Here is a 21,566-nt window from a genome sequence, read left to right on the forward strand (position 1 = left end):
GATCCCCAACTCACGCCGCGGGCGCAAGTGCCCTTGGGGGTTCGGAATTGGAGAAATCCATCGCCTCGTCGACCGATCCGAAGCGCATCGTCAGCAGATCGCGCAGATAATTCTGGTGGACCTTCCACGGCCGCCGCGACCCTTGCGCCGGCATCCGGTCTGCCGCGCGCTGCACATAGCCCGAACTGAGCGGCAGGAAGGGCTCGCTCGAGACATCCCCGGGCATGCGCGGCGTCGCCTGCCGCAGCCGGCGGCGGCGCATCGTGCGGAGCAACCGGCAGATATAGGCGGCGGACAGATCCGCCTTCAGCGTCCAGGAGTTGCTGGCATAGCCGAAGACGATCGCCAGGTTGGGAACCCCGGCGAACATCATCCCCTTGTAGGCGATGGCCCCCGCGGGATCGAAGCTCTTGCCGTCGATGGCGATCGCGGCGCCGCCGAGCAGCCGGATCTCGAGCCCGGTCGCGGTCACCACCAGATCGGCATCCACGCGACCGCCCGAGGCGAGCACCAGGCCGCGCTCGTCGAACCGCTCGATCCGGTCGGTGACCACCGAGGCGCTGCCGCTGCGGATCGCGGCGAACAGATCGCCATCGGGCGCGAGGCACAGGCGCTGCGTCCAAGGATCGTAATTCGGGGTGAAATGGGTCGCGACGTCATAGTCCGCCCCCAAGGCCTTGTGCGCCATCTCGACAAGATGCGTCTTCACTTTCTCAGGGTGCAACCTGGAAAGCCGGACGACATAGAGGCGCATCAGCAGGTTGCGCCAGCGGATCAGCCGGAAGGCGAGGCCGGCGGGCAGCAGGCGCCGCGCCCAGCCCTGCCACGGATCGCGGCTGGGCAGCGCGGCGACATAGGTGGGGGAGCGCTGCACCATCGTCACATGCGCGGCCTGCTTCGCCATTTCGGGCACCAGCGTCACCGCGGTGGCACCGCTGCCGATCACCGCGACGCGCTTGCCGGCATAGTCGATATCGTCGGTCCAGAACTGCGGATGGACGATCCGGCCGGCGAAGCGCTCCATGCCCTCGAACGCCGGCGCATGGCCGCGCGCATAGTCGTAATAGCCCGCGCACATCGACAGGAAGTTGCAGGTGAAGCGGATCGTTTCGCCGTCGCGATCGACCAGCACCGTCCAGCGCGCCTCCGCGCTCGACCAGTCGGCGGATACGACGCGGTGGCGATAGCGGATATGCGCATCGACACCGCGTTCGCTGGCGGTTTCCTCGAGATAGGCGAGGATCGTCCCGCCCGGCGCGATCGCATCCTCGCGCGTCCACGGCCGGAAGCCATAGCCGAGCGTGAACATGTCCGAATCCGATCGGATGCCGGGGTAGCGGAACAGATCCCAGGTGCCGCCGATCCGGTCGCGCGCCTCGAGGATCAGGAAACCGTGATCGGGGCAGAGCATCTTGAGATGGCAGCCGACGCCGATGCCCGAAAGCCCGGCGCCGACCACGATCACATCGACATGCTCGCTCATGCCATCGGCATAATGCGCGCGGCGGGCGGGGCAAAGCCCGCTCCGGCTACCACCGCAATCGCGCCGCCATCAGCCCATCCCCGCGTTGCGGCGCACGATCGCGGCGATGCTCGACCAGTCGCGCTCGGTGCCGCCATCGGCGATCACCGACAGCAGATGATCGCGCACGATGCCAAGCACCGGCATCGGCACCTGCGCGCCATGCGCTGCAGCCGCCACCAGCCCCATATCCTTGAGCCCGAGCGGTGCCGGGAAGCCGGCCGGCTCGAAGCGGTCGTTGACGAGGATATCGCCGTAGATCTGGTAGACGGGGGCGCCGAAGATCGTCGACATCAGCACCTCGAGCAACGCTTCGCGGCCGACGCCGCCCTTTTCCGCGAGGGTCATCGCCTCCGCGAGCCCCTCGACCACCGACATGATCAGGAAATTGCCGCACAGCTTGACGAGGTTGGCCGCCTGCGGCGCATCGCCGACGCGGAAGAAGCGCTGGCCGATCGCCGCGAACAGCGGCGCGCAGCGATCGATCAACGCATCGGCGCCCGCCGCGACGACGAACAGTTTCGCCGCCTCCGCCGCGACCGGGCGGCCGAACACCGGCGCCGAGACATAGGCGCCCGGCTGCGCGGCGGCGAGCCGCTCCGCCAGCGCGACGCTGATCGTGCTGTGGCCGACGTGCAGCGCCGGCGCGCCGAGGATGCCGCCGTCACCGAACACCACCGCCTCGACCGCGGCATCGTCGGCCAGCATGGTCATCACCACTGCGCCTTGCGCCGCCGCTGCGGGAGTCACGGCCAGCGTGGCGCCCGCGGCGACGAGCGCATCGGCCTTCGCCGGGGAGCGATTCCAAACCGTCACTTCATGTCCGGCCTTCATCAGGTTGGCCGCCATCGCAGCCCCCATCTGGCCGAGGCCGACGAATCCGATCTTCACTGCGCGATCTCCTTGCACGCTGCCCGCCCCGTCGCCGGCGCGGATAGCACGCCGGATCAAGCCGCGTCGTGAAAGATGATCCCCAATGTGTGGCGCCGCCCGGAGCGCACCGTGCCGACGCCGTGGCGCAGCGCGACGCGATAATCGCCACGGCTGCCGCGGCGCGGCCGGGCGTTGACCGCGAAGATCACCGCATCGCCCTTCTCCAGCGGCACCACCTCGACGCGCGACTGCATGCGCGGGCGCTGTTCGGTGAGGACGAAGTCGCCGCCGGTGAACTCCGCGCGCGGCGCCGAGAGCAGCACCGCGGCCTGCAGCGGGAACACCGCCTCGCCATACAGATCCTGATGCAGGCAGTTATGGTCGCCGGGCCCGTAGCGCAGCAGCAGCGGCGTCGGCCGGCGCTGCCCGGCGGCATGGCATGCGTCGAGATAGGCCGCGTGATCGGCCGGGAAGCGCGTCGCCATGCCCATCCGCGCGTGCCAGGCATTGGCGATCGGCGCGAGCCGGGGGTAGAGGCCGGCGCGCAACGCCGCGACCGGATCGGGCAGTGGATAGGCGAAATAGCGATACTCGCCTTTGCCGAAGCCGTGCCGCGCCATCACGACATGACTGCGAAAGCCATCCGGCCGGTCGTAGAGCGCGGCGACGGCATCGGCCTGGTCTGCATCGAGCAGGCGGGGGAGCATCGCCCAGCCCTCTGCATCCAGCGCGTCGGCGATGCGATCCCAGTCATAGCCGGCCAGGTCATAGCCGGCCAGGTCTGGGCCGGCGACGCGCGAATCCGCGTTCATCATCATCGGATCCCCGCGCGTCGGACCGCGACCGCCGCAGGGCGCGCGCCTTCCCGCTCCAATAGCAGCCGCTTGCGATCGACGCCCCAGCGATAGCCGGAAAGCGAACCATCCTCCCGCACCACGCGATGGCAGGGGATGGCGACGGCGAGCCGGTTGGCGGCGCAGGCACCGGCGACGGCACGGGTCGCGCGCGGCGCGCCGATCCGCCGTGCGACCTCGGTGTAGGACAGGGTCTGCCCCGCCGGCACGTCGCGCAGCGCCTGCCAAACGCGCTGCTGGAACGCGGTGCCGCGCACGTCGAGCGGCAGATCGAGGCCGGTGCCGGGCGATTCGACAAACCCGACGACCTCGGCGACGGTGCGCTCATAGTCCGGATCGGCGCCGACCAGCCGCGCGCGCGGGAAGGCATCCTGCAGATCCCGGACCAGCGCGTCGGGATCGTCGCCCAGCAGGATCGCCGCCACACCCTGCGCGCTGGAGGCGACGAGGATCGCGCCGAGCGCGCTCTCTCCCACCGCGAAGTGCAACGTCTCGCCCGCGCCGCCATCGCGATAGCGCCCCGGGGTCATCCCGAGCATCGCATTGCTTTCGGCATAGAAGCGGCCGTTGGAGCTGAAGCCGGCATCGTAGATCGCCGCGGTAACGCTGTCGGCGGTCTTCAATCCGTCGCGCACGCGGCGCGCACGATGCGCCGCGGCATAGGCCTTCGGGGTCAGCCCGGTGACCGAGCGGAACAGCCGATGGAAATAGCCGGTGCTGAGTTCGGCGGCGTCGGCGAGCTGCTGCAGGGTCGGCGCGCGTTCCGCCGCCTCGATGGTGCGGCAGGCGCGCTCGACGATCGCCGCGATCTCGGCATCGAAGGAGCTGCCTTCGGGATTGCAGCGCTTGCAGGGCCGTGCCCCGCTGGCACGTGCCGCCGCCAGGCTGCCATGAATCCGTACATTTTCGGGCCGCGCACCGCGCGACGGGCAGGACGGGCGGCAATAGACGCCGGTCGTCACCACCGAATACCAGAACTCGCCATCCGCGGCCTTGTCGCGCGCGACGATCCGCGCCCAGCGGGGATCGGCCGCGGTGTCGCTGTTTTGGATGCCCTTCATCGTTCGATATCCTTGCTTGAACGCCTGCCCCGATGTGACAGGCACCAAGCCGCGGCGCGCTCCGATCCTTGCTCTCCAATCCCGCTGCCGAACCCGTTACGCCGCTTCCACCACCTGCTCGATCGTCCCGAAGATCGGATGGTGGCGCTCATCCTCCATCCAGATCCGCACCGTATCGCCATGCTTGAGGAAAGGGGTGGTCGCGGCCCCCGATTCGATCGTCTCCACCGTCCGCACCTCGGCGATGCAGCTATAGCCGACGCCGCCCGCCGCGATCGGCTTGCCCGGCCCGCCATCGGTGCCCCGGTTGGAGACGGTGCCCGACCCGATGATCGAGCCGGCGACGATCGCGCGGGTTTTGGCGAGGTGCGCGATCAAGGTGCCGAAATCGAAGGTCATGTCGATCCCGGCGTCGGCGCGGCCGAAGGGGGTGCCGTTGAGATCGACCATCAGGGGCCCGTGCAGCTTGCCGTCCGCCCAGCGATCGCCCAGCGAATCGGGGGTGACGAACACCGGCGAGAAGGTGGAGGCGGGCTTGGACTGGACGAAGCCGAACCCCTTGGCGAGTTCGGCCGGGATCAGGTTGCGCAGCGACACGTCATTGGCGAGGCCGACCAGCCGGATCGCCGCCAGCGCCTCTGCGCGGGTCGCACCCTGCGGCACATCTCCCGTCACCACCACCACCTCCGCCTCGAGATCGCAGCCCCACGCCTCGTCGGCCAGCGGGATCGGGTCGCGCGGGGCGAGAAAGCCGTCCGAGCCGCCCTGGTACATCAGCGGGTCGGTCCAGAAGCTTTCGGGCATCTCGGCGCCGCGCGCCTGCCGCACCAGCGCGACATGGTTCACATAGGCGGAGCCATCCGCCCACTGATAGGCGCGCGGCAGCGGCGACGTCGCGTTGCGCTCGTGAAAGCGCATCATCGGGATGACCTCATGCTGAAGGTCGGTGGCAAGGTTGGCCAGCAGCGGTTCGGCATGCTCCCAATCGTCGAGCGCCGCCTGCAAGGTCGGCGCGATATGGCCTGCCTCCGCGCACCAGGCGAGATCGTCCGACACCACCACCAGCCGTCCGTCGCGACCGCCCTTCAGGCTTGCCAGCTTCATGCCGTCTCTCTCCTCGTCTTGTTCGGAATGCGAGCCTAGCGGGGAAGGCGCGCCTTGGGAAACCCACCCCATGCCGCGTCGTAATCGGCCTGCCGCTCCGCGCAGTCGAGCGCGAAGCGGGTCGGGCGGTAGGGCCAGCAGCTTTCGACCATGAACGCCATCGTGCCGTCGATCCGGTGCGGCGCGAGGTCGGCGGTGCTGGCGCCTTCCCAGCTCGCCAGGTCGGGTCCGTGCCCGGCCATCAGATTGTGCAGGCTGAGCCCGCCGGGCGCGAAGCCTTCCGCCTTGGCGTCATAGGCGCCCTGGATCAGCCCCATCGCCTCGCTCATCACGTTGCGGTGGAACCAGGGCGGGCGGAACGTGTCTTCCGCGACCATCCAGCGCTGCGGGAACAGCACGAAATCGGCATTGGCGCGGCCGGGCACGTCGGAGGGACTGGTGAGCATGGTGAAGATCGACGGATCGGGATGGTCGAAGCTGATCGTGCCGATCGTATTGAAACGGGCGAGGTCATAGCGCCACGGCGCCAGATTGCCGTGCCACGCGACGACGTCGAGCGGGCTGTGGTCGAGCGTCACCGTCCATAGCGCGCCGAGATATTTCTGGACGAGTTCCCATTCGCCCTCCTCATCCTCGAACCAGGCGACGGGCGTTTCGAAATCGCGCGGGTTGGCGAGGCCGTTGGCGCCGATCGGGCCGAGTTCGGGCAGGCGGAACAGGCTGCCATGATTCTCGGCGACATAGCCGCGCGCCGCGCCATCGGGCAGCAGCGCGCGGAAACGGACGCCGCGCGGCACCAGTGCGACCTGGCCGGGGGCGATGTCGATGCGCCCCAGCTCGGTCAGCAGGGTCAACCGGCCCTGCTGGGGGATGAACAGCAATTCGCCATCGGCATCGACGAAGCAGCGCCGCTCCATATCGACATTGGCGCGGTAGATGTGGACCGCGACGCCCTCAAGATCCGCAGGATCGCGATTGGCGAGCATCGTCGCCATGCCGTCGATCAGGTCGGTCGGCGCCGCGGGCATCGCCAGCGGGTCCCAGCGCAGCCGGTTCGGCGGCAGCGGTTCGTCGACCGTGCCTGGCGCGAACAGGGCGGCGCCCCCGTAAGGCCGGTAGGGGCCGTGGGCGGCGGAGGGGCGGATGCGGTAGAGCCAGCTCCGCCGATTCTCGTGGCGCGGCGCGGTAAAGGCGGTGCCGGAGAATTGCTCCGCATAGAGGCCGAAGGCCGGACGCTGCGGGGAGTTGCGCCCCTCGGGCAAGGCGCCGGCGACGGCTTCGGTGGCGATGTGGTTGGCGAAACCCGGGATGTAGCTCATGGATTTCTGTTCCTGGTCGCTGGAGGGGCGGCGCGCTTGCGCCGCTCACCTTTCACCCACCCTCGGCTTGGGCCAGACGAGGGGCGGGCCCAAGCCTGCGCAACCCTTTCCACAAGGGGAGAGGGACGTCAGGCGGGAATCACTCCGCGGCGGATCTGGTCGAGTTCGATGCTCTCGAACAGCGCCTTGAAATTGCCCTCGCCGAAGCCCTGATTGCCCTTGCGCTGGATGATCTCGAAGAAGATCGGCCCGACCATGTTTTCGGTGAAGATCTGCAGCAGCAGCCCCTCGCCGGTCTCGGGCGAGCCGTCGATCAGGATCTTGCGCGCACGCATTTCGCCGATCGAGTGGCCGTGGCCGGGCACCCGCTTGTCGATCGCCTCGTAATAGGTATCCGGCGTGTCCTGAAAACGGACGCCGTTGGCCTTCAGCGCATCGACGGTCGCGAAGATATCGTCGGTGGTCAGCGCGAGATGCTGGATGCCCTCGCCGCGATAATCCTTGATGAACTCCTCGATCTGGCTGTGCTCGTCCTGGCTCTCGTTGAGCGGGATGCGGATCTTGTCGTCGGGCGCGGTCATCGCGCGGGAGAAGAGGCCGGTCGCCTTGCCCTCGATATCGAAGTGGCGGATCTCGCGGAAGTTGAAGATCCGCTCATAATAATTCGCCCAATAATCCATCCGGCCGCGACGCAGATTGTGCGTCAGATGGTCGAGGGCATGCAGGCCGACGCTGTTGTCGTTCGGTGCGGCACCCGCCACCGGCTCGAAATCGATGTCGTAGATCGTCGCGGCACCGCGCCGGTCGACCAGATAGAGATTGGCGCCGCCGATCCCCTCGATCGCCGGGATGTTGAGTTCGGCGGGGCCGACCCTGCCCTCCACCGCCACCGCACCGCGCTCGACCGCGATCTTCAGCGCCTGCGCGGCATCGCGCACGCGGAACGCCATCGCATTCGCGGAAGGGCCGTGCGCGTCCCGGAAGTCCGCGACCTGACCAAGCGGCTCCATGTTGAGGATGAAGTTGATGTCCCCCTGCGCATAGCGGCGCACCGCCTTGGAGCGATGCGTGCCGACATGGGTGAACCCCATCGTCACGAACAGCCGGGCGAGCGCCTCCGGGTCGGGACCGGTGAACTCGACGAACTCGAATCCGTCGAGCCCCATCGGGTTTTCGCGCACGTCCGGCATGGCATCCTGCTCCATTGGTTTCATGTGAAACTATATACGCCGACTGCGGCTGGACGGCAAGCAGACCGATCGGGATTTCGACGAGCGACGTGCGGATCGCGGCGAGGGGTGGCGTCAACCGCTCACGAGGGGGTGCCGCGCGGCCGGCGACGCCCTCCCAACCGGATCGACTTTTCAGGATTCTTCATGCGCAACCTGCTCGCCTGCACCTGCCTGACGCCGTTGGCGCTGGCCGTCGTGCCCGCCGCGGTCCAGGCCGAGACCGTCGTCGGCACCGCCCGCACCACGCCCATTTCCACCGCGACCGCCAACAACGGCGCGGCAGACAGCATCCGCATCAGCAACCAGGGTTCGGTGAGACCGACCAGCGGCACCGCCGTCCTCGCCGATTCGACGCATGCGGTGACCAACGAGGGCACCATCCAGATCACGGGCGCCAATGATGCCACCGGCATCGGCGCGGCCAGCGGCGCATCGGGTGGCATCACCAACGCCTCCGGCGGCAGGATCATCATCGACGAAACCTACAGCGCGCCCGACAGCGACGGCGACGGCGACGCCGACGGACCCTTCGCGCAGGGCAGCAACCGTGCCGGCATCCGGACTGCCGGTGCTTATGGCGGCAACATCGTCAATGCCGGCGAGATCACGATCAGGGGCAACCAGTCGGCCGGCATCGCGCTGGGCGGCAAGCTGACGGGCAACCTCACCAACAGCGGCACCATCTCCGTCGTCGGCAACGACAGCGCCGGCGTCCGTGCCGGCGAGGTGAGCGGCGACGTGCGCTTCACCGGCACGATCAATGCGCAGGGTGCCAATGCGGTCGGCGTCGACCTCGCGGGCGATGTCGGCGGCGCGCTGAGCTTCCAGGGTGCGATCACCGCAACCGGCTATCGTTTCCCCACCCCGCCCGCCGACCCGAGCAGGCTCGATGCCGACGATCTGCTGCAGGGCGGCGGCGCGGTGCGGATCGCCGGCAATGTCGGCGGCGGCATCCTGTTCGACGCGGCGCCAAGGGATGCCAACCCCAACGATGCCGATGAGGACAGGGATGGCGTTCCCGACGCGTCCGAAGGCTCGGCCAACATCATCTCGGTCGGTTATGCGCCGGCGGTGACGATCGGTGCCGCCGACCGCGACATCAGCATCGGCGCGGTCGCCGGCAAGGGCGGCCACGGCCTGATCGTCAACGGCACGATCACCGGCAACGGCGCCTATGGCGGCGTCAGCGGCACCGGCATCCTGATCGGCGGCAAGGGCGGCCAGGTGAACATCGCCGGCGGCATGACGGTGAACGGCGCGGTCAACGCCAATGCGGTGGGTGCCGAAGCGAATGCGATCCGCATCGCCGCAGGCGCGACGGTGCCGGTGATCGACGTGGCCGGGTCGGTCGTCGCGACCGGCGGCGGTTCCGCCCAATCCTTCTCGGGCGCGATCGTGATCGATTCGGGCGCGCGCGTCTTCACCATCCGCAACAGCGGCCAGATCCGTGCGACGCAGAGCGGCACCGGCTATGCCGGCGCGATCATCGACCGTTCGGGCGAGGTCGATCTCGTCGAGAACAGCGGCATCATCTCCGCCTCCGGCGCGTCGCTGCCCAGCGGCCACGCGATCGCGATCGACCTCAGCAAGAATGATCGCGGCGCGATCGTCCGCCAGGCGGTGGCGGCGGCCAACAGCGCCGCGGGCGCGATCGGCGGCGATATCCTGTTCGGCGCGGGCAACGACCTGCTCGACGTCGCGGACGGCACCGTGATCGGCAATGTCAGCTTCGGTACCGGCGCCAACCAGATGCAGCTCACCGGCGACGCCGCCTATGCCGGCTCGACCGTGTTCGGCGCCGGCAACGACATGTTGACGCTGTCGGGCACCAGCCTGTTCGTCGGCAGTGCCGACTTCGGCGGCGGCACCGACACGCTGACGCTCAACGGCACATCGCGCTTCGCCGGCACGCTCATCGGCGGCCAGGGGCTGTCGGTGGCGATCAACGGCGGCACGCTGGCGCTGTCCAACAGCGGCAACGTCGCGCTCGCCGCCCTCTCCGTCACCGGCGGCGGCACGATCGGCATCGATGTCGGCGAGAATGGCGTGAAGACGGTCTATCAGGTCGCGGGCACCGCGAGCTTCGGGACGGGATCCAAGCTGGCCGTGCGCTTCGACGATATCGCCGACGCCGAGGGCCGCCACGTCTTCCTGCGCGCCGGCACGGTCGAGGGGCTGGGCAATCTCACGACCACCGAGAACTCCCTGCCCTTCCTGTTCAAGGGCAGCGTCGCCACCACCGGCACCGCCGGCGAGGTCGCGCTCGACGTCAGCCGCAAGAACAGCACGGAACTCGGCCTCAACCGGTCGCAGGCAAGCGCCTATAACGCGATCTACGCCGCGCTCTCCGACGATGACCAGATCGCGGCGTCCTACCTGGGCATCACCGATGGCGACCAGTTCCGGCGGACGCTGTCGCAGATGCTGCCCAACCATGCCGGCGGCGTGTTCGAATCGGTAACGCAGGGGTCGCGCGCCACCGCACGCTTCCTCGCCGATCCCAACGCCCCTTATGCGGACATGGGCGGATGGGGTTTCTGGCTGCAGCAGGTCGGCTGGGGCACCTCAAAGAATCTGGGCGACACGGCGGCCTATGACATCACCGGCTGGGGCGCCTCCGCCGGGGCCGACGCCAAGCTGGGCGATGCCGGCAATCTGGGCTTCTCGCTCGCCTATCTTCACGGCAAGGACAGCGACGGCCAGGTCGATAACGAGGTCAACGCCAACCAGTATGAGCTTGCGGTCTACTGGCGGCTTTCGACCGGCCGGCTGCGTGCGCATGCCCGCGGATCCTATGCCTTCATCAAGTTCGACGGCTCCCGCAGCTTCCTCGGCCAGGCCGACGACACGCCGGTCGAGCGGCTCGCCGAAGCCGACTGGAACGGCAGCCTGTGGTCCGCTTCGGGCGGTGCATCCTATGAGGTCGGCTCGGGCCGCTTCACGCTTCGGCCCGCCGCGCTCGTCGAATATTACCGGCTGAGCGAGGACGGCTATACCGAGACCGGCGGCGGCGACGCGTTCGATCTGATCGTCGACGATCGCAAAGGCGACGAACTCGCGGTCTCCGGCACGATCGCCGCGGGCCTGAAGTTCGGCGGCAGCGAGGAAGACGAAGGCTGGTTCCGCGCCGAGATCGAGGGCGGCCGGCGCCAGGTCGTCGGCGGATCGCTGGGCAGCACCACCGCGCGCTTCGCCTCGGGCGGCGACGCCTTCACCCTTACCCCCGATGAACGCACCGACGGCTGGCTTGGCCGCGTGCGCCTGATTGGCGGCAACCCCGGCTTCACCATCGGCGGCGACTTCGGCGCCGAGGAGCAGCAGGGCAAAGCCGCCATCTCCATCCGCGCGAGCCTCGGCATCAGGCTCTAGCGGACGGCGGCGCTTTCTCGTCGACCCCCACCCCCCCACACGAGGAAGCGCCGCCACCACGATCCGGCCCCGTTCCCGGCGAAAGCCCGGAACGGGGCCGCTTTCGTGTAATTTCACGGAACCGGCTGTTTCCTTCCGGGGCCAATTCGCTCTAAGCGCAAGCGATGCTCAGCGTTTCCGAGGCCCAGTCCCGCGTCACCGATCTCGTCTCCGCCGCGCGCCGTGCGGGCGCGGATGCCGCCGACGCGCTCTATATCTGCGACGCGTCGACCGACGTGCGCATCCGCCTCGGCCAGCTCGAGGATGTCGGCCGTGCCGAGGGCGAGGAGATCGGGCTCAGGCTGTTCGTCGGCCGTCGTTCCGCCAGCGTGTCCTCATCGGATCTCTCGGCCGCGGCGCTCGCCGCGCTGATCGATCAGGCGCATGCGATGGCGCGCGAGGCGCCCGAGGACCGCTATGCCGGGCTCGCGCCCGAAGACCGGCTGATGACGGGGCCGGTCGACGATCTCGATCTCGACGACCATGCCGAACCCGAACCCGCTGCGCTGCGCGCGGCCGCGCTGGCTGCCGAGGATGCGGCACGCGCGGTATCCGGCGTCACCAACAGCGAAGGCGCTGGCGCCAGCGCCAGCCGCACCCGGATCGCACTCGCCACCTCGCACGGCTTTGCGGGTGCCTATGGTACCAGCGGCTACGGCCTGTCGGCGAGCGTGCTGGCCGGCACCGGCGGCGGCATGCAGCGCGACTATGCCTATCATTCGACGCGCCATCTGGCAGATCTCGACGCGCCGCAATCGATCGGCCGGCTCGCCGGGGAGCGCGCGGTGCGGCGGCTCGATCCCGGCAAGCTGGCCAGCGCGCCGATGCCGGTCGTGTTCGATCCGCGCGTGGCGCCGGGGATGATCGGCCACCTGATCGGCGCGATCACCGGATCGGCGGTCAGCCGCAAGACCAGCTTCCTGCTCGATGCACTCGACACGCAGGTGTTCGACAGCGCAATCACGATCGTCGACGATCCGCACCGCCGCCGCGGCCTGCGCTCGCGCGCGTTCGATGGCGAGGGTCTGGCGACCGGCGCGCGGTCGCTGATCGATCGCGGCGTGCTGACCGGTTGGCTGATGGACAGCGCCTCCGCCCGGCAGCTCGGCCTCGACCCCACCGGCCATGCGATGCGCGGCACCAGCGGGCCGCCGGGCGTGGGCACCAGCAACGTCCATATGCTGCCGGGGTCGCTGACGCCGCAGGCGCTGATCGCGGACATCAAGCTGGGCGTCTATGTGACCGAGCTGATCGGCATGGGCGTGAACGGCGTGACGGGCGACTATAGCCGCGGCGCTTCCGGCTATCTGATCGAGCATGGCGAGATCACCGGCCCCGTCGCCGAGATCACGATCGCCGGCAATCTGCGCGACATGTTCCGCGCGCTGACCCCGGCCGACGACCTCGTCTTCCGCTATGCCACCAACACGCCGACGCTGCGCATCGACGGGATGACCGTCGCCGGTGGCTGAGACGCTGGCCGACGCCGTCGCCGCGGCCACGGCGGATGCCGGCCGGATGGTGCATGACCTCTGGCGCACCGATTTCCGGCGTTGGGAGAAGGCGCCGGGCCATCCCGTGTGCGACGTGGACCTTGCCGCCGACGCGCTGCTGCGGGAGCGGCTGACCGCGATCGATCCCGACGCCGGCTGGCTTTCCGAAGAGACCATCGACGATCCGGCGCGGCTCGCGCGGCGGCGGCTATGGGTGGTCGATCCGATCGACGGCACCCGCGATTTCCTGCGCGGCCGGCCGGGCTGGGCGGTATCGGTGGCGCTGATCGAGGATGGGCTGCCGGTGATCGGCGTGCTCGACGCACCCGCGCGCGGCGAGCATTGGCGCGCCGAGCATGGCAGGGGCGCGACGCTCAACGGCAGGATGCTGCGGGCGAGCGAACGCGACACGCTGATCGGCGCGCGCGTGCCGACCGACGCCCTGCCCAAGATCGACGCCGATCTGGTCGCGGTCGCCAAGCCCAATTCGATCGCCCTGCGCATGGCGATGGTGGCATCGGGCGAGGCGGATCTGCTCGCGTCGCTGCGCTGGGGCGCAGAATGGGATATCGCGGCGGCGACGTTGATCGTCGCCGAAGCCGGCGGCGTCGTCACCGATGCGCTGGGCGAACCGCTGCGCTTCAACACGCCGGGCGCCGACATGTTCGGCATATTGGCAACCGCGGCAGGCATCCATCGCGCGGCGGTGGCGCGGCTCGCCGACCGCGCCCGCACCGCATCGGTTCGCTGATCAGGCGGGTTCGCGCAGGCGCAGCCCTTCGAGTGCCGATCGCAGGTCGGGGCCGATCGCGCGATTGTGCTCGGCGCCGCTGATTACCAGCGTTGCATCGCAGGTGGCGACGCAACCGCCATTCTGGAACGCACCCGCAAGCAATGTCCAACTGCGCTGCCCGATGGTGCCGACTCCCGTGGAAACGACGATATCCGCGGGAAAATGGGCTTCCTCGACATAGTCGATCGCGACCGCCGCGACGAGCCAGCGCTGCCCCGCGACCTTGTGATGAACGAAGTTGCGGTTGAAGCGGACGCGGCCATTCTCGAAGATCGCGGCCATCGCCACATTGTTGATATGGCCGTGCGGATCGAGATCCTGAAATCGCGTCGTCACCCGCTCGGCAAACGGATAGGTCTCCACGTCCAGCCGCCAGGCTGCGGGCTTCGGCATCCTCTCACTCCGTTCCTCTCTTACCGGAGGCACTCCGTCTTCGGTTGTCTTGTGTTGCGCAGCATGGGCGGCGGGGCAAGCTGGGAAATATGCCAAGGCCCGGCACGCATCGCGTACCGGGCCCTTTCGAAGCGATGCAGCCCGTGCGCCGATCGCGCGGGCGATCAGGCCGTCGCGCGGTCGTTCGCCGGCGGCGGCAGGCGGCGGCGGAAGCGCAACGGGATCGATTCCATCCGGATCGGCCGTGCTTCCTGGCGAGCGACGATGCGCGGCCGTTCTTCCCTCGCAGCGAACACGCCGTGCCGTGCGAACCAGTCACCCATGTCCTGCCGCGAGGTAATCGCGACGACGACCGGCGCCAGCACCAGGCTGACCGCCACCGGCAGCAGCCACAGCAGCACTGCGCTGTCGGCCATGATCATCATCGTGGTGAACACCGCGCCCAGCACCACCTGGGGGAAATAATCGATCAGCGCGCGCCAGATCGAGATGCCATCGGCCTCGCGGCGCTGCGGACGCCAGCCGCTGGCATTGCCGCGCAGGATATCGATCACCGCCATCGTCTGCGCCAGCATGGTGATCGGCGCCATCACGACCGACAGCGGGATCTCGACCAGCATCGAGCGGACGATCGCGCCGACGCCGCCCAGCGAGGCCTGACGCCGAGGATCCATCATCAGCCACGCGAAGGCCATGAACTTGGGCACGAACAGCAGCACGGCGGTCAGCACCAACGGCCAGCCGGACGGCGTGAACGTCGACGACGACAGCAGGCCTGCACCCTGCGCCACGGTCAGGATCAGCAGCAGCAGCCACATCGGCGAGGTGAGATAGGCCGACGCGCCCATGAAGAGGTGCAGGCGGTTGATCCAGTGGAAGCCCTTGGCGTCCAGCAGCCGCAGATGCTGAAGATTGCCCTGCGCCCAGCGGCGGTCGCGGACCGAGAAGTCGCTGAGGGTCGGCGGAAATTCCTCATAGCTGCCCTCCGGCAGCATCGCCATGTGGACCGCCCAGCCGCGACGGCGCAACATCGCCGCCTCCACCATATCATGGCTCTGGATCGCGCCGCCCAGCGGCTCGCGGCCCGACAGCGCGGGGAGATCGCAGCTCTCGGCGAAGGCGCGGGTGCGGATGATCGCATTATGGCCCCAGAAGGTGGCCTCGGAACCGGACCACCACATCAGGCCGGCGCTCGCGATCGGGCTGTAGGCGGCGGCCGCGAACTGCTGCCAGCGCGCGAACAGCGTGCGGCTGTTGATCACCGCCGGGATCGTCTGGATGAGGCCAACGCTGGGATTGCGCTCCATTGCGGTCGCCAGGCGGATCATCGCCTCGCCCGTCATCAGGCTGTCCGCATCGAGCACCAGCATATGTTCGTAGGCACCGCCGAAGCGCCGGATCCATTCGGCGATATTGCCCGGCTTGCGGGCGATGTTCTTCTCGCGGCGGCGATAATAGATCGGCACCGCGCTGTCGCGGGCGAGGCCACGCCACAGCGCTTCTTCGCGCTCGCCGGCCGTGGCATTGGAGTCGCTGAGCACGAACAGATCGAAGCGGTCCGCGGCGCCCGCGCGATCGAGCATCGTCGCCATCTTGCTGATGCGGCCACCGACCTGCTCGAAATCCTCGTTATAGACCGGCAGCAGGATCGCGGTGCGGCTGTGCGGCAGTTCCAGCGCATGGCCTGCGAAGGGAGAGATGACCCCCTGGCGCCGCGACATCAGCACGACGAAGCCGAACAGCGCGTTCACGAAGCCGAACGCGATCCAGCAGAACAGGCTGAAGATCAGCACGAACAGCACCGCATCGACCGCTGTCGCGCCATCGGGGCCGATCGGGCGCACCATCTCGGTCGCGGCGAGCAGGCCGATGATCAATGTGGCGAGAACGACCAGCAGGCGACGGCCGAGCATGCCGCGCTGCGACACGATGCGGCTGCCGGTGGACGGCCGCTCGGCGAAGGACTGCGTCGGCATCGCCAGCGGCGCTTCGGGGGGAAGGGGGCGGGGGCCGAGCGCACTGATCCGATCGAATGCTTCGGCGCCGGTCATGGCTGTTTCCGTCATGGCTTCACTCACGGCTCGATCCGTTCGACTGTTCGCGGGCTGCCCCCGAAGGCATCCTTCCTAAGATATTGTCGCTATTGGCCATCATGGGTGGCGGCCTACCTAACTGTCCGCAACGGCGGACCGTTCCACAGCGCTGGTTGCAAATATCGAAACCTTAAGCCAGCGTATAAAGCCAAGTCTCTGTAATCGGCTTGTTTTCAAGGTTCAGGCAAGCGCGGACTTCCACCGCCTCATCGCCGGAACGTTGGATATCCAAGACGAAGCGCCAGATATTCTTCCGGCCGTCCACCTTGTAGCTGCCGATGTTCACCGCCCTGCCACCCTTGATCGTCACATCCGGCTTCACCGGAGAGCGATAGGTGAGCCCCGCAATCGCATCGCCCTCGAAATCGACGACGAACTTGTGGATGCCGGGCTCGGGCGGCTTGCCCGGTATGTTGCCCTGCCCCCGCCAGAATTCAACCGCGCGGGCCACGTCCAGCGTTTCGGGCTCGCCGCCGATCCAGCGCAGACGATAGTCGTAGGACAGGCGCGCGCCCGCGGCGGGCGCCGTCGCCGGCGTCCAGAACGCAGCGACATTGTCGTTATACTCGCTGTCGGTCGGAAACTGGAACAGCGTCACCGCGCCCCGGCCCCATTTGCCGCGCGGCTCGATCCACAGGCTCGGCCGCTTTTCGTAGAAGACCGCATCGTCCTGATAATGATCGAAGGCGCGGTCGCGCTGCAGCAAACCGAAACCGCGCGGATTCTCGTCGGCGAAGCTGTTGGTCAGCGGACGATCGGGGTTGGCGAGCGGGCGCCACAGCCGTTCGCCCTTGCCGGTGCGGATCGCCAGCCCATCCGAATCATGCACTTCGGGCCGCCAGTCGAGCGCCTTGGCGCGATCGCCCTCGCCATACCAGAACATGCTGGTGAGCGGCGCGACGCCGAGCTGCGCGACGCTGCGGCGCATGAACAGGACCGCGCTGACATCCTGAACCATCGCGTCGCTGCCTTTGGCGTTAACGAAGCGGTAGGCGCCGGTGACGCTGGGGCTGTCGAGCAGCGCATAGACGGTGAGATGCTCGGAATCGGCGCCTCGTTCGAGCCAGAAATCGGTAAACTCGGGAAACTCCTCCGGTCGCGACGTGCCGGTGTCGATCGCCAGCCCGCGCGCGGAGAGGCCATATTGGTGCAGCGGCCCCGCGGTGCGGAAATAGGAGGCACCCTGGAACGCGAGCCAGTCGCCGCGACCGCCGGGGTTCATCACGCGAAAGCCGGAAAAGCCGCCGCGATCGCCGATCGCGGTCAGCGGGTGGCCGCGCGGCACCATGTAGAGCGACGGGCTGTAGGCGATCCGCCGGGCCCGGCCATTCTCGACCACCGACATGCCGATCCGCCGCCGCGCACCGCCGGTATTCGGGAAGAAGCGAACGCCGGCATCGCCCCACAGCGTCTTTTCCGGCCGGTACTGGACCTGGTTGGCGACGTCGTAGACGATCTTTTCGAGTTCGGCGGGCCCCGGCGGTGGCGCCTGCCACGGCCGGCGGGCCAGCGCCTGGGCGCGCCGCTGCAGCAGTTCCCAACCGAAGGGCTCACCGCCGCCCTGGATCACCGGCTGTGCGCTGGAACGCCCCGCCAGCAGCAGCCCTGTCAGCCCAGCCATCGTCTCGCGTCGAGTCGGCACGCATCCACCTCGTTCTTCACCCGGAACGGGTCCTAAACAATGGGGACGCCACTTTGCTCCCGCAAGCGGTGGCGAGCTGCGCACGGAGCGATTAGGAAGGGCGCATGACCGACGTCCGCCTCGTTCTCGATGCCCATGCCGTGCTCGGCGAAGGGCCCCGCTGGCATGCCGCCGAGCAACGCCTCTACTGGGTCGATATCGCCCGCAACGAACTCCATCGCTTCGATCCGGCGACGGGCGTCGACGAGACGCGCTGCTTCGCGGCGCCGATCGGCTGCTTCGCGTTTCGCCGCAGCGGCGGGCTGTTGCTGGCGATGGCCGATGGCTGCGCGACGATCGCCGATTTCGGCGCACCGCCGGAGCCGTTCGGCGATCAGGTGCTGAAGGACCTGCCCGACTATCGCTTCAACGACGGGCGGACCGACGCCGCCGGCCGCTTCTGGGCGGGGAGCGTCGACACCGCCAAGTCCAGCCAGGATGCGACGCTCTACCGCATCGATGCCGATGGCCGAGTCACCGCCATCGAAGGCGGGATGCTCACCTGCAACGCCGCGGCGTTCAGCGCCGACGGCCGCCATTTCATGCACGCCGACACCCCCACCCATGCGCTGCGCATCTATGATGTGGCCGATGGTGCCCTCGCCAACCGCCGCCTGTTCCACCAGTTCCCGATGGGCCAGGGCAGGCCGGACGGCGGATCGTTCGACGCCGCGGGCCATTACTGGAGCGCCTTGTTCGATGGCGGCCGCGTCGTGCGGCTGTCACCCGCGGGAGAGATCGTCGCCGAGGTGGCGCTGCCCGTCAGCCGGCCGACGATGATCGTGTTCGGCGGGCCTGAGCTGAAGACCGCCTATGTCACGACGGCAAGCAGCGGTCTCAGTGCCACGGAAGCCGCGGCGCAACCGGCGGCGGGCGGCATCTTCGCCTTCGATGTCGAGGTGCCGGGCTTGCCGGAGTATCCGTTCGGCTGAGTGATGTCCTCCCCGGGGCTGCGCCCGGAGAGGACAAGTGCGTCAGAAGCGGCTGCGCAGCGTCACGCCATAGGTGCGCGGTTCGGCGAGGAAGCTCGAGAAGAGCTGGTTCGCGGTGGTGCCGAACGCCGCGGTCTGCGCGATCGTGCCTGCGCCCTGGAACGGCGTGTTGAACGCGACCTGCTGATATTGCTCGTTGAAGATGTTCTGGCCCCAAAACTCCAGCGCCCAGATCTCGTCGCGGCCGCGCAGGCCGATGCGGGCATTGACCACGACGAAGCCCTCCTGCGCCTTTTCGGGGAACAGGTCTGACCCGGTGTTGTAGCGCGAGCTGTAACGCCCATCGACATAGACCAGGCCGCTGAGGCCATTGCTGCCGATGTCGGGCGTCCACGCGATCGAGCCGGTCGCGACATGCTTGGGCGCGTTCGAAAGCTGCGCGTCGGGTAGCAGGAACAGCGCGTTGCTCAGCGCCTCGCCGTCCGAGCTGCCGACGAGGTTGTTGCGATAATGCGTATCCGAATAGGTGTAGCCCGCGGTCAGCGCGAGGCCCCGCACCGGATAGACCGAGGCTTCGAGTTCGACGCCCTGCGAGATCACCCCCGCCTTGGTCTTGCCCGTGCAGGCCCCGGTGGTCGAGCTGTTGTCCATATCCGCGCCGCCCAGATCATCGTCGCACGAAGCGATGTTCTGGACGATGAAGATCGATCCGTTGAAGGTGTTGAGCTGGAAGGTCTTGAACTCCTGGCGGAAGGCCGCGGCGTTCAGGTTGAAGACTCGGCCATTATATTTGACGCCGATTTCATAGGCGTTGACCTTCTCGGGCTCGAAACGCAGCCCGGCCGCATCGGCATTGCTGCGCGGCGAGAACACGCCGTTGATGCCGCCGAGGTCCGAACGATCGAGATTGTAGCCGCCCGCCTTGTAGCCCTTCGAAAAACTGGCGTAGGTCAGCAGTTGCGGCGTCGGCTTCCACGAAAGCACCGCAGTGCCGGTCCATTCGCTGTCGTTGAAGCTGTCTTCCAGATCGAGGCCATTGAGGGTCACGCTGGAATTGCCGGTGCAGCTCAGCGTGACGATGCCGCCGGCGATCGCGGCAAGCTGGGCATTGGCGAGCAACGGACCGAGCGACGCCTGTTGCGCCGGGCAGACGGTGTTGTTGTTGTCGAACTGACCGTCGAATTCCTTCCTCTCGTGCGTGTAACGCGCGCCGACCGTCACGCTCAGCGTGTCGGTGATGTCGAAGATGTTGTGGGTGAAGAAGGCGTAATTCTCGCTGAGCTGGTTATAGACCGCGCGCCGGTCACCCATGTCGTTGATCGTGCTCAGCCGGTCGATGCCGCCCAGGATCAGCGGGGCCGCCGCGCCGAACGCCGCGCCCAGCGCGCCGCGGCCGGTGGGGCTGAGGCAGCCCGGCGCCGCCGGATTGCGCAGCGCCGCCAAGGGATTGATCGTCGCGACGATGCGGCAGGCGGCGAAGGCGCCATATTGCGTGCCGAACCTGAAATTGTCGACGAGCTGCAATTTCTCATGGCCGTAATAGCCGCCGACCAGCCAGTCGAGCTTGTCGTCGAACGCGGTGCCCTGCAGCCGCAATTCCTGCGTGAAGGTGCGGAAGCGGCGATACGCGTTGCCGTCATCGGCACGGTAGGCGATGTCGACGTTCGAATAGTCGACGTCGCCCGCGCCGCCCGACTTGTAATAGCGATAGGCGGTGATCGAGGTCAGCGATGCGCCGCCGAAATCATAGTTGAGTTCGCCCGACACGCCATAGTCGCGCGTGACGTTCTCGAAAGTCCGTCCCGGCGTCACTGCGACGTCACGGTCATAGGGATCCTGCGGCGGATAGGTGACGATACCGCCTAGGCTGCGCAACACATCGACGATGCGGTTGTTGGGGCTGAGCTGCACCGCGCCATCGCTGTTGAAGCCCGGCGTCGTCGGGTTGGCGGTAGGATCGACGCTTTCCTTGGTCGCGACATAGACCGCGCCGCAGCAGCTTTCGTCGCGATAGGTATAGTCGCCGATCAGCCGGAAACTCAGCGCGTCGGTCGGCTCGAACAGCAGCTGGCCGCGGACGAAGATGCGATCGCGATCGTTGACGCGGCCCTCGCTGCCACCGCCCTGCGTCACATTCTCGTAGAAACCGTCGCGCTTGACGTAGACCATGTCGAAGCGGCCGGCGATCGTCTCGCTGAGCGCGCCGGTAACGCCGGCGGCAAGGCGAAGGAAATCATAATTCCCGTAGGTCGCCTCGGCCATGCCGCTGGTTTCGAACGACGGCTTCTTGCTGACGATGTTGATGAGGCCGGCCGAGGCGTTGCGGCCGAACAGCGTTCCCTGCGGGCCGCGCAGCACCTCGATGCGCTCGATCTCGCCCAGTTCGTTGAGGCCCGAGCCCGTGCGCGAGCGATAGACGCCGTCGATGAACACCGCGACCGAGCTTTCGAGGCCGGGATTGTCGCCCACGGTGCCGATGCCGCGGATGCGCGCCGAGCCATTGGCTTCCGAACCGGTCGAGGAGACCAGCAGCGAAGGCGCGAGCTGGTTGAGCGAGCGGATGTCCGACGCACCCGAATTCTGCAGCGCTTCCGCGGTCACCGCCGAAACCGCGATCGGCACGTCGGCCAGCGCCTCGCTGCGCCGGGTGGCGGTGACGATGATGTCGTTGCCGAATTCCGGCGCTGGCTGGTCGGCAGCGGGCGGCTGCGCGGAGCCGGTCTCTTGAGCCAGGGCGGGGGACGCAAGGGCGCACAGGGCTGCAGACAGCAGCCATGCTGTTTTCGGCATCTCTCTCTCCTCACTGTC

General features: G+C 68.1%; 15 protein-coding genes. 4 read left to right on the plus strand and 11 right to left on the minus strand.

What is annotated here, in order from left to right:
- Window positions 1-10: 10 nt before the first annotated feature.
- The 7 genes from NX02_RS33375 to hppD all read right to left on the minus strand — a co-directional run bounded on the left by NX02_RS33375 (window position 11) and on the right by hppD (window position 7,923).
- Complete coding sequence (locus NX02_RS33375) at window positions 11-1,483, minus strand: flavin-containing monooxygenase (RefSeq protein WP_025294743.1); 1,473 nt, start codon at window positions 1,481-1,483, stop codon at window positions 11-13.
- Between the two features lie 69 nt (window positions 1,484-1,552).
- Window positions 1,553-2,413: an NAD(P)-dependent oxidoreductase gene (locus tag NX02_RS33380; RefSeq protein ID WP_025294744.1), complete on the minus strand. Its 861-nt coding sequence runs from the start codon at window positions 2,411-2,413 to the stop codon at window positions 1,553-1,555.
- Window positions 2,414-2,469: 56 nt separating this feature from the next.
- A complete protein-coding gene (locus NX02_RS24210; protein ID WP_025294745.1) occupies window positions 2,470-3,207 on the minus strand; it encodes a 2OG-Fe(II) oxygenase in 738 nt (245 codons plus the stop codon).
- 2 nt (window positions 3,208-3,209) lie between these two features.
- Window positions 3,210-4,310, minus strand: coding sequence for a bifunctional DNA-binding transcriptional regulator/O6-methylguanine-DNA methyltransferase Ada (gene ada / locus NX02_RS24215; protein ID WP_025294746.1), 1,101 nt, complete (start codon window positions 4,308-4,310; stop codon window positions 3,210-3,212).
- A 96-nt stretch (window positions 4,311-4,406) separates the two neighbouring features.
- Window positions 4,407-5,414 carry a fumarylacetoacetate hydrolase family protein gene (locus NX02_RS24220; RefSeq protein ID WP_025294747.1) on the minus strand — a complete coding sequence of 336 codons (1,008 nt, stop codon included), beginning with the start codon at window positions 5,412-5,414 and terminating at the stop codon, window positions 4,407-4,409.
- A 35-nt stretch (window positions 5,415-5,449) separates the two neighbouring features.
- Window positions 5,450-6,733, minus strand: coding sequence for a homogentisate 1,2-dioxygenase (gene hmgA / locus NX02_RS24225; RefSeq protein ID WP_025294748.1), 1,284 nt, complete (start codon window positions 6,731-6,733; stop codon window positions 5,450-5,452).
- Between the two features lie 128 nt (window positions 6,734-6,861).
- Complete coding sequence (gene hppD / locus NX02_RS24230) at window positions 6,862-7,923, minus strand: 4-hydroxyphenylpyruvate dioxygenase (RefSeq protein WP_158014173.1); 1,062 nt, start codon at window positions 7,921-7,923, stop codon at window positions 6,862-6,864.
- Between the two features lie 186 nt (window positions 7,924-8,109).
- On the opposite strand from hppD, the gene NX02_RS24235 reads away from it, so the two are divergent.
- From NX02_RS24235 to NX02_RS24245, 3 genes are all read left to right on the plus strand, one after another.
- Window positions 8,110-11,334, plus strand: coding sequence for an autotransporter outer membrane beta-barrel domain-containing protein (locus NX02_RS24235; RefSeq protein WP_025294750.1), 3,225 nt, complete (start codon window positions 8,110-8,112; stop codon window positions 11,332-11,334).
- Window positions 11,335-11,498: 164 nt separating this feature from the next.
- Complete coding sequence (locus NX02_RS24240) at window positions 11,499-12,845, plus strand: TldD/PmbA family protein (protein WP_025294751.1); 1,347 nt, start codon at window positions 11,499-11,501, stop codon at window positions 12,843-12,845.
- Complete coding sequence (locus NX02_RS24245) at window positions 12,838-13,617, plus strand: 3'(2'),5'-bisphosphate nucleotidase CysQ (protein WP_025294752.1); 780 nt, start codon at window positions 12,838-12,840, stop codon at window positions 13,615-13,617. Before NX02_RS24240 ends, NX02_RS24245 begins: the two co-directional genes overlap by 8 nt.
- Here NX02_RS24245 and NX02_RS24250 read toward each other — a convergent pair whose 3' ends face one another.
- The 3 genes from NX02_RS24250 to NX02_RS24260 all read right to left on the minus strand — a co-directional run bounded on the left by NX02_RS24250 (window position 13,618) and on the right by NX02_RS24260 (window position 17,787).
- On the minus strand, window positions 13,618-14,052 hold the full coding sequence (locus tag NX02_RS24250) for an acyl-CoA thioesterase (RefSeq protein WP_025294753.1): 435 nt from the start codon (window positions 14,050-14,052) through the stop codon (window positions 13,618-13,620).
- 164 nt (window positions 14,053-14,216) lie between these two features.
- The gene (mdoH, locus tag NX02_RS24255; RefSeq protein ID WP_053000706.1) at window positions 14,217-16,103 is read right to left on the minus strand and encodes a glucans biosynthesis glucosyltransferase MdoH; all 1,887 of its coding nucleotides are present in this window, start codon (window positions 16,101-16,103) and stop codon (window positions 14,217-14,219) included.
- 172 nt (window positions 16,104-16,275) lie between these two features.
- On the minus strand, window positions 16,276-17,787 hold the full coding sequence (locus NX02_RS24260) for an OpgD/OpgG family glucan biosynthesis protein (RefSeq protein ID WP_162232723.1): 1,512 nt from the start codon (window positions 17,785-17,787) through the stop codon (window positions 16,276-16,278).
- 104 nt (window positions 17,788-17,891) lie between these two features.
- Between NX02_RS24260 and NX02_RS24265 the strand changes: the two genes are divergently transcribed.
- Entirely contained in the window at window positions 17,892-18,758 is an 867-nt protein-coding gene (locus NX02_RS24265) for an SMP-30/gluconolactonase/LRE family protein (RefSeq protein WP_025294756.1), read from the plus strand.
- A gap of 42 nt (window positions 18,759-18,800) precedes the next feature.
- Here NX02_RS24265 and NX02_RS24270 read toward each other — a convergent pair whose 3' ends face one another.
- Window positions 18,801-21,548, minus strand: coding sequence for a TonB-dependent receptor (locus NX02_RS24270; RefSeq protein ID WP_025294757.1), 2,748 nt, complete (start codon window positions 21,546-21,548; stop codon window positions 18,801-18,803).
- Between the last annotated feature and the right edge of the window lie 18 nt (window positions 21,549-21,566).

The organism is Sphingomonas sanxanigenens DSM 19645 = NX02 (assembly GCF_000512205.2).
GTDB lineage: Bacteria > Pseudomonadota > Alphaproteobacteria > Sphingomonadales > Sphingomonadaceae > Sphingomonas_D > Sphingomonas_D sanxanigenens.

Coding starts and splice junctions, on each gene's coding strand:
- NX02_RS24250 (WP_025294753.1), bottom strand. CDS start 14,052: ATGCCGAAGCCCGCAGCCTGGCGGCTGGACGTGGAGACCTATCCGTTT.
- NX02_RS24270 (WP_025294757.1), bottom strand. CDS start 21,548: ATGCCGAAAACAGCATGGCTGCTGTCTGCAGCCCTGTGCGCCCTTGCG.
- NX02_RS24265 (WP_025294756.1), top strand. CDS start 17,892: ATGACCGACGTCCGCCTCGTTCTCGATGCCCATGCCGTGCTCGGCGAA.
- NX02_RS24235 (WP_025294750.1), top strand. CDS start 8,110: ATGCGCAACCTGCTCGCCTGCACCTGCCTGACGCCGTTGGCGCTGGCC.
- ada (WP_025294746.1), bottom strand. CDS start 4,310: ATGAAGGGCATCCAAAACAGCGACACCGCGGCCGATCCCCGCTGGGCG.
- hmgA (WP_025294748.1), bottom strand. CDS start 6,733: ATGAGCTACATCCCGGGTTTCGCCAACCACATCGCCACCGAAGCCGTC.
- mdoH (WP_053000706.1), bottom strand. CDS start 16,103: ATGACCGGCGCCGAAGCATTCGATCGGATCAGTGCGCTCGGCCCCCGC.
- hppD (WP_158014173.1), bottom strand. CDS start 7,923: ATGCCGGACGTGCGCGAAAACCCGATGGGGCTCGACGGATTCGAGTTC.
- NX02_RS33375 (WP_025294743.1), bottom strand. CDS start 1,483: ATGAGCGAGCATGTCGATGTGATCGTGGTCGGCGCCGGGCTTTCGGGC.
- NX02_RS24240 (WP_025294751.1), top strand. CDS start 11,499: ATGCTCAGCGTTTCCGAGGCCCAGTCCCGCGTCACCGATCTCGTCTCC.
- NX02_RS24220 (WP_025294747.1), bottom strand. CDS start 5,414: ATGAAGCTGGCAAGCCTGAAGGGCGGTCGCGACGGACGGCTGGTGGTG.
- NX02_RS24210 (WP_025294745.1), bottom strand. CDS start 3,207: ATGAACGCGGATTCGCGCGTCGCCGGCCCAGACCTGGCCGGCTATGAC.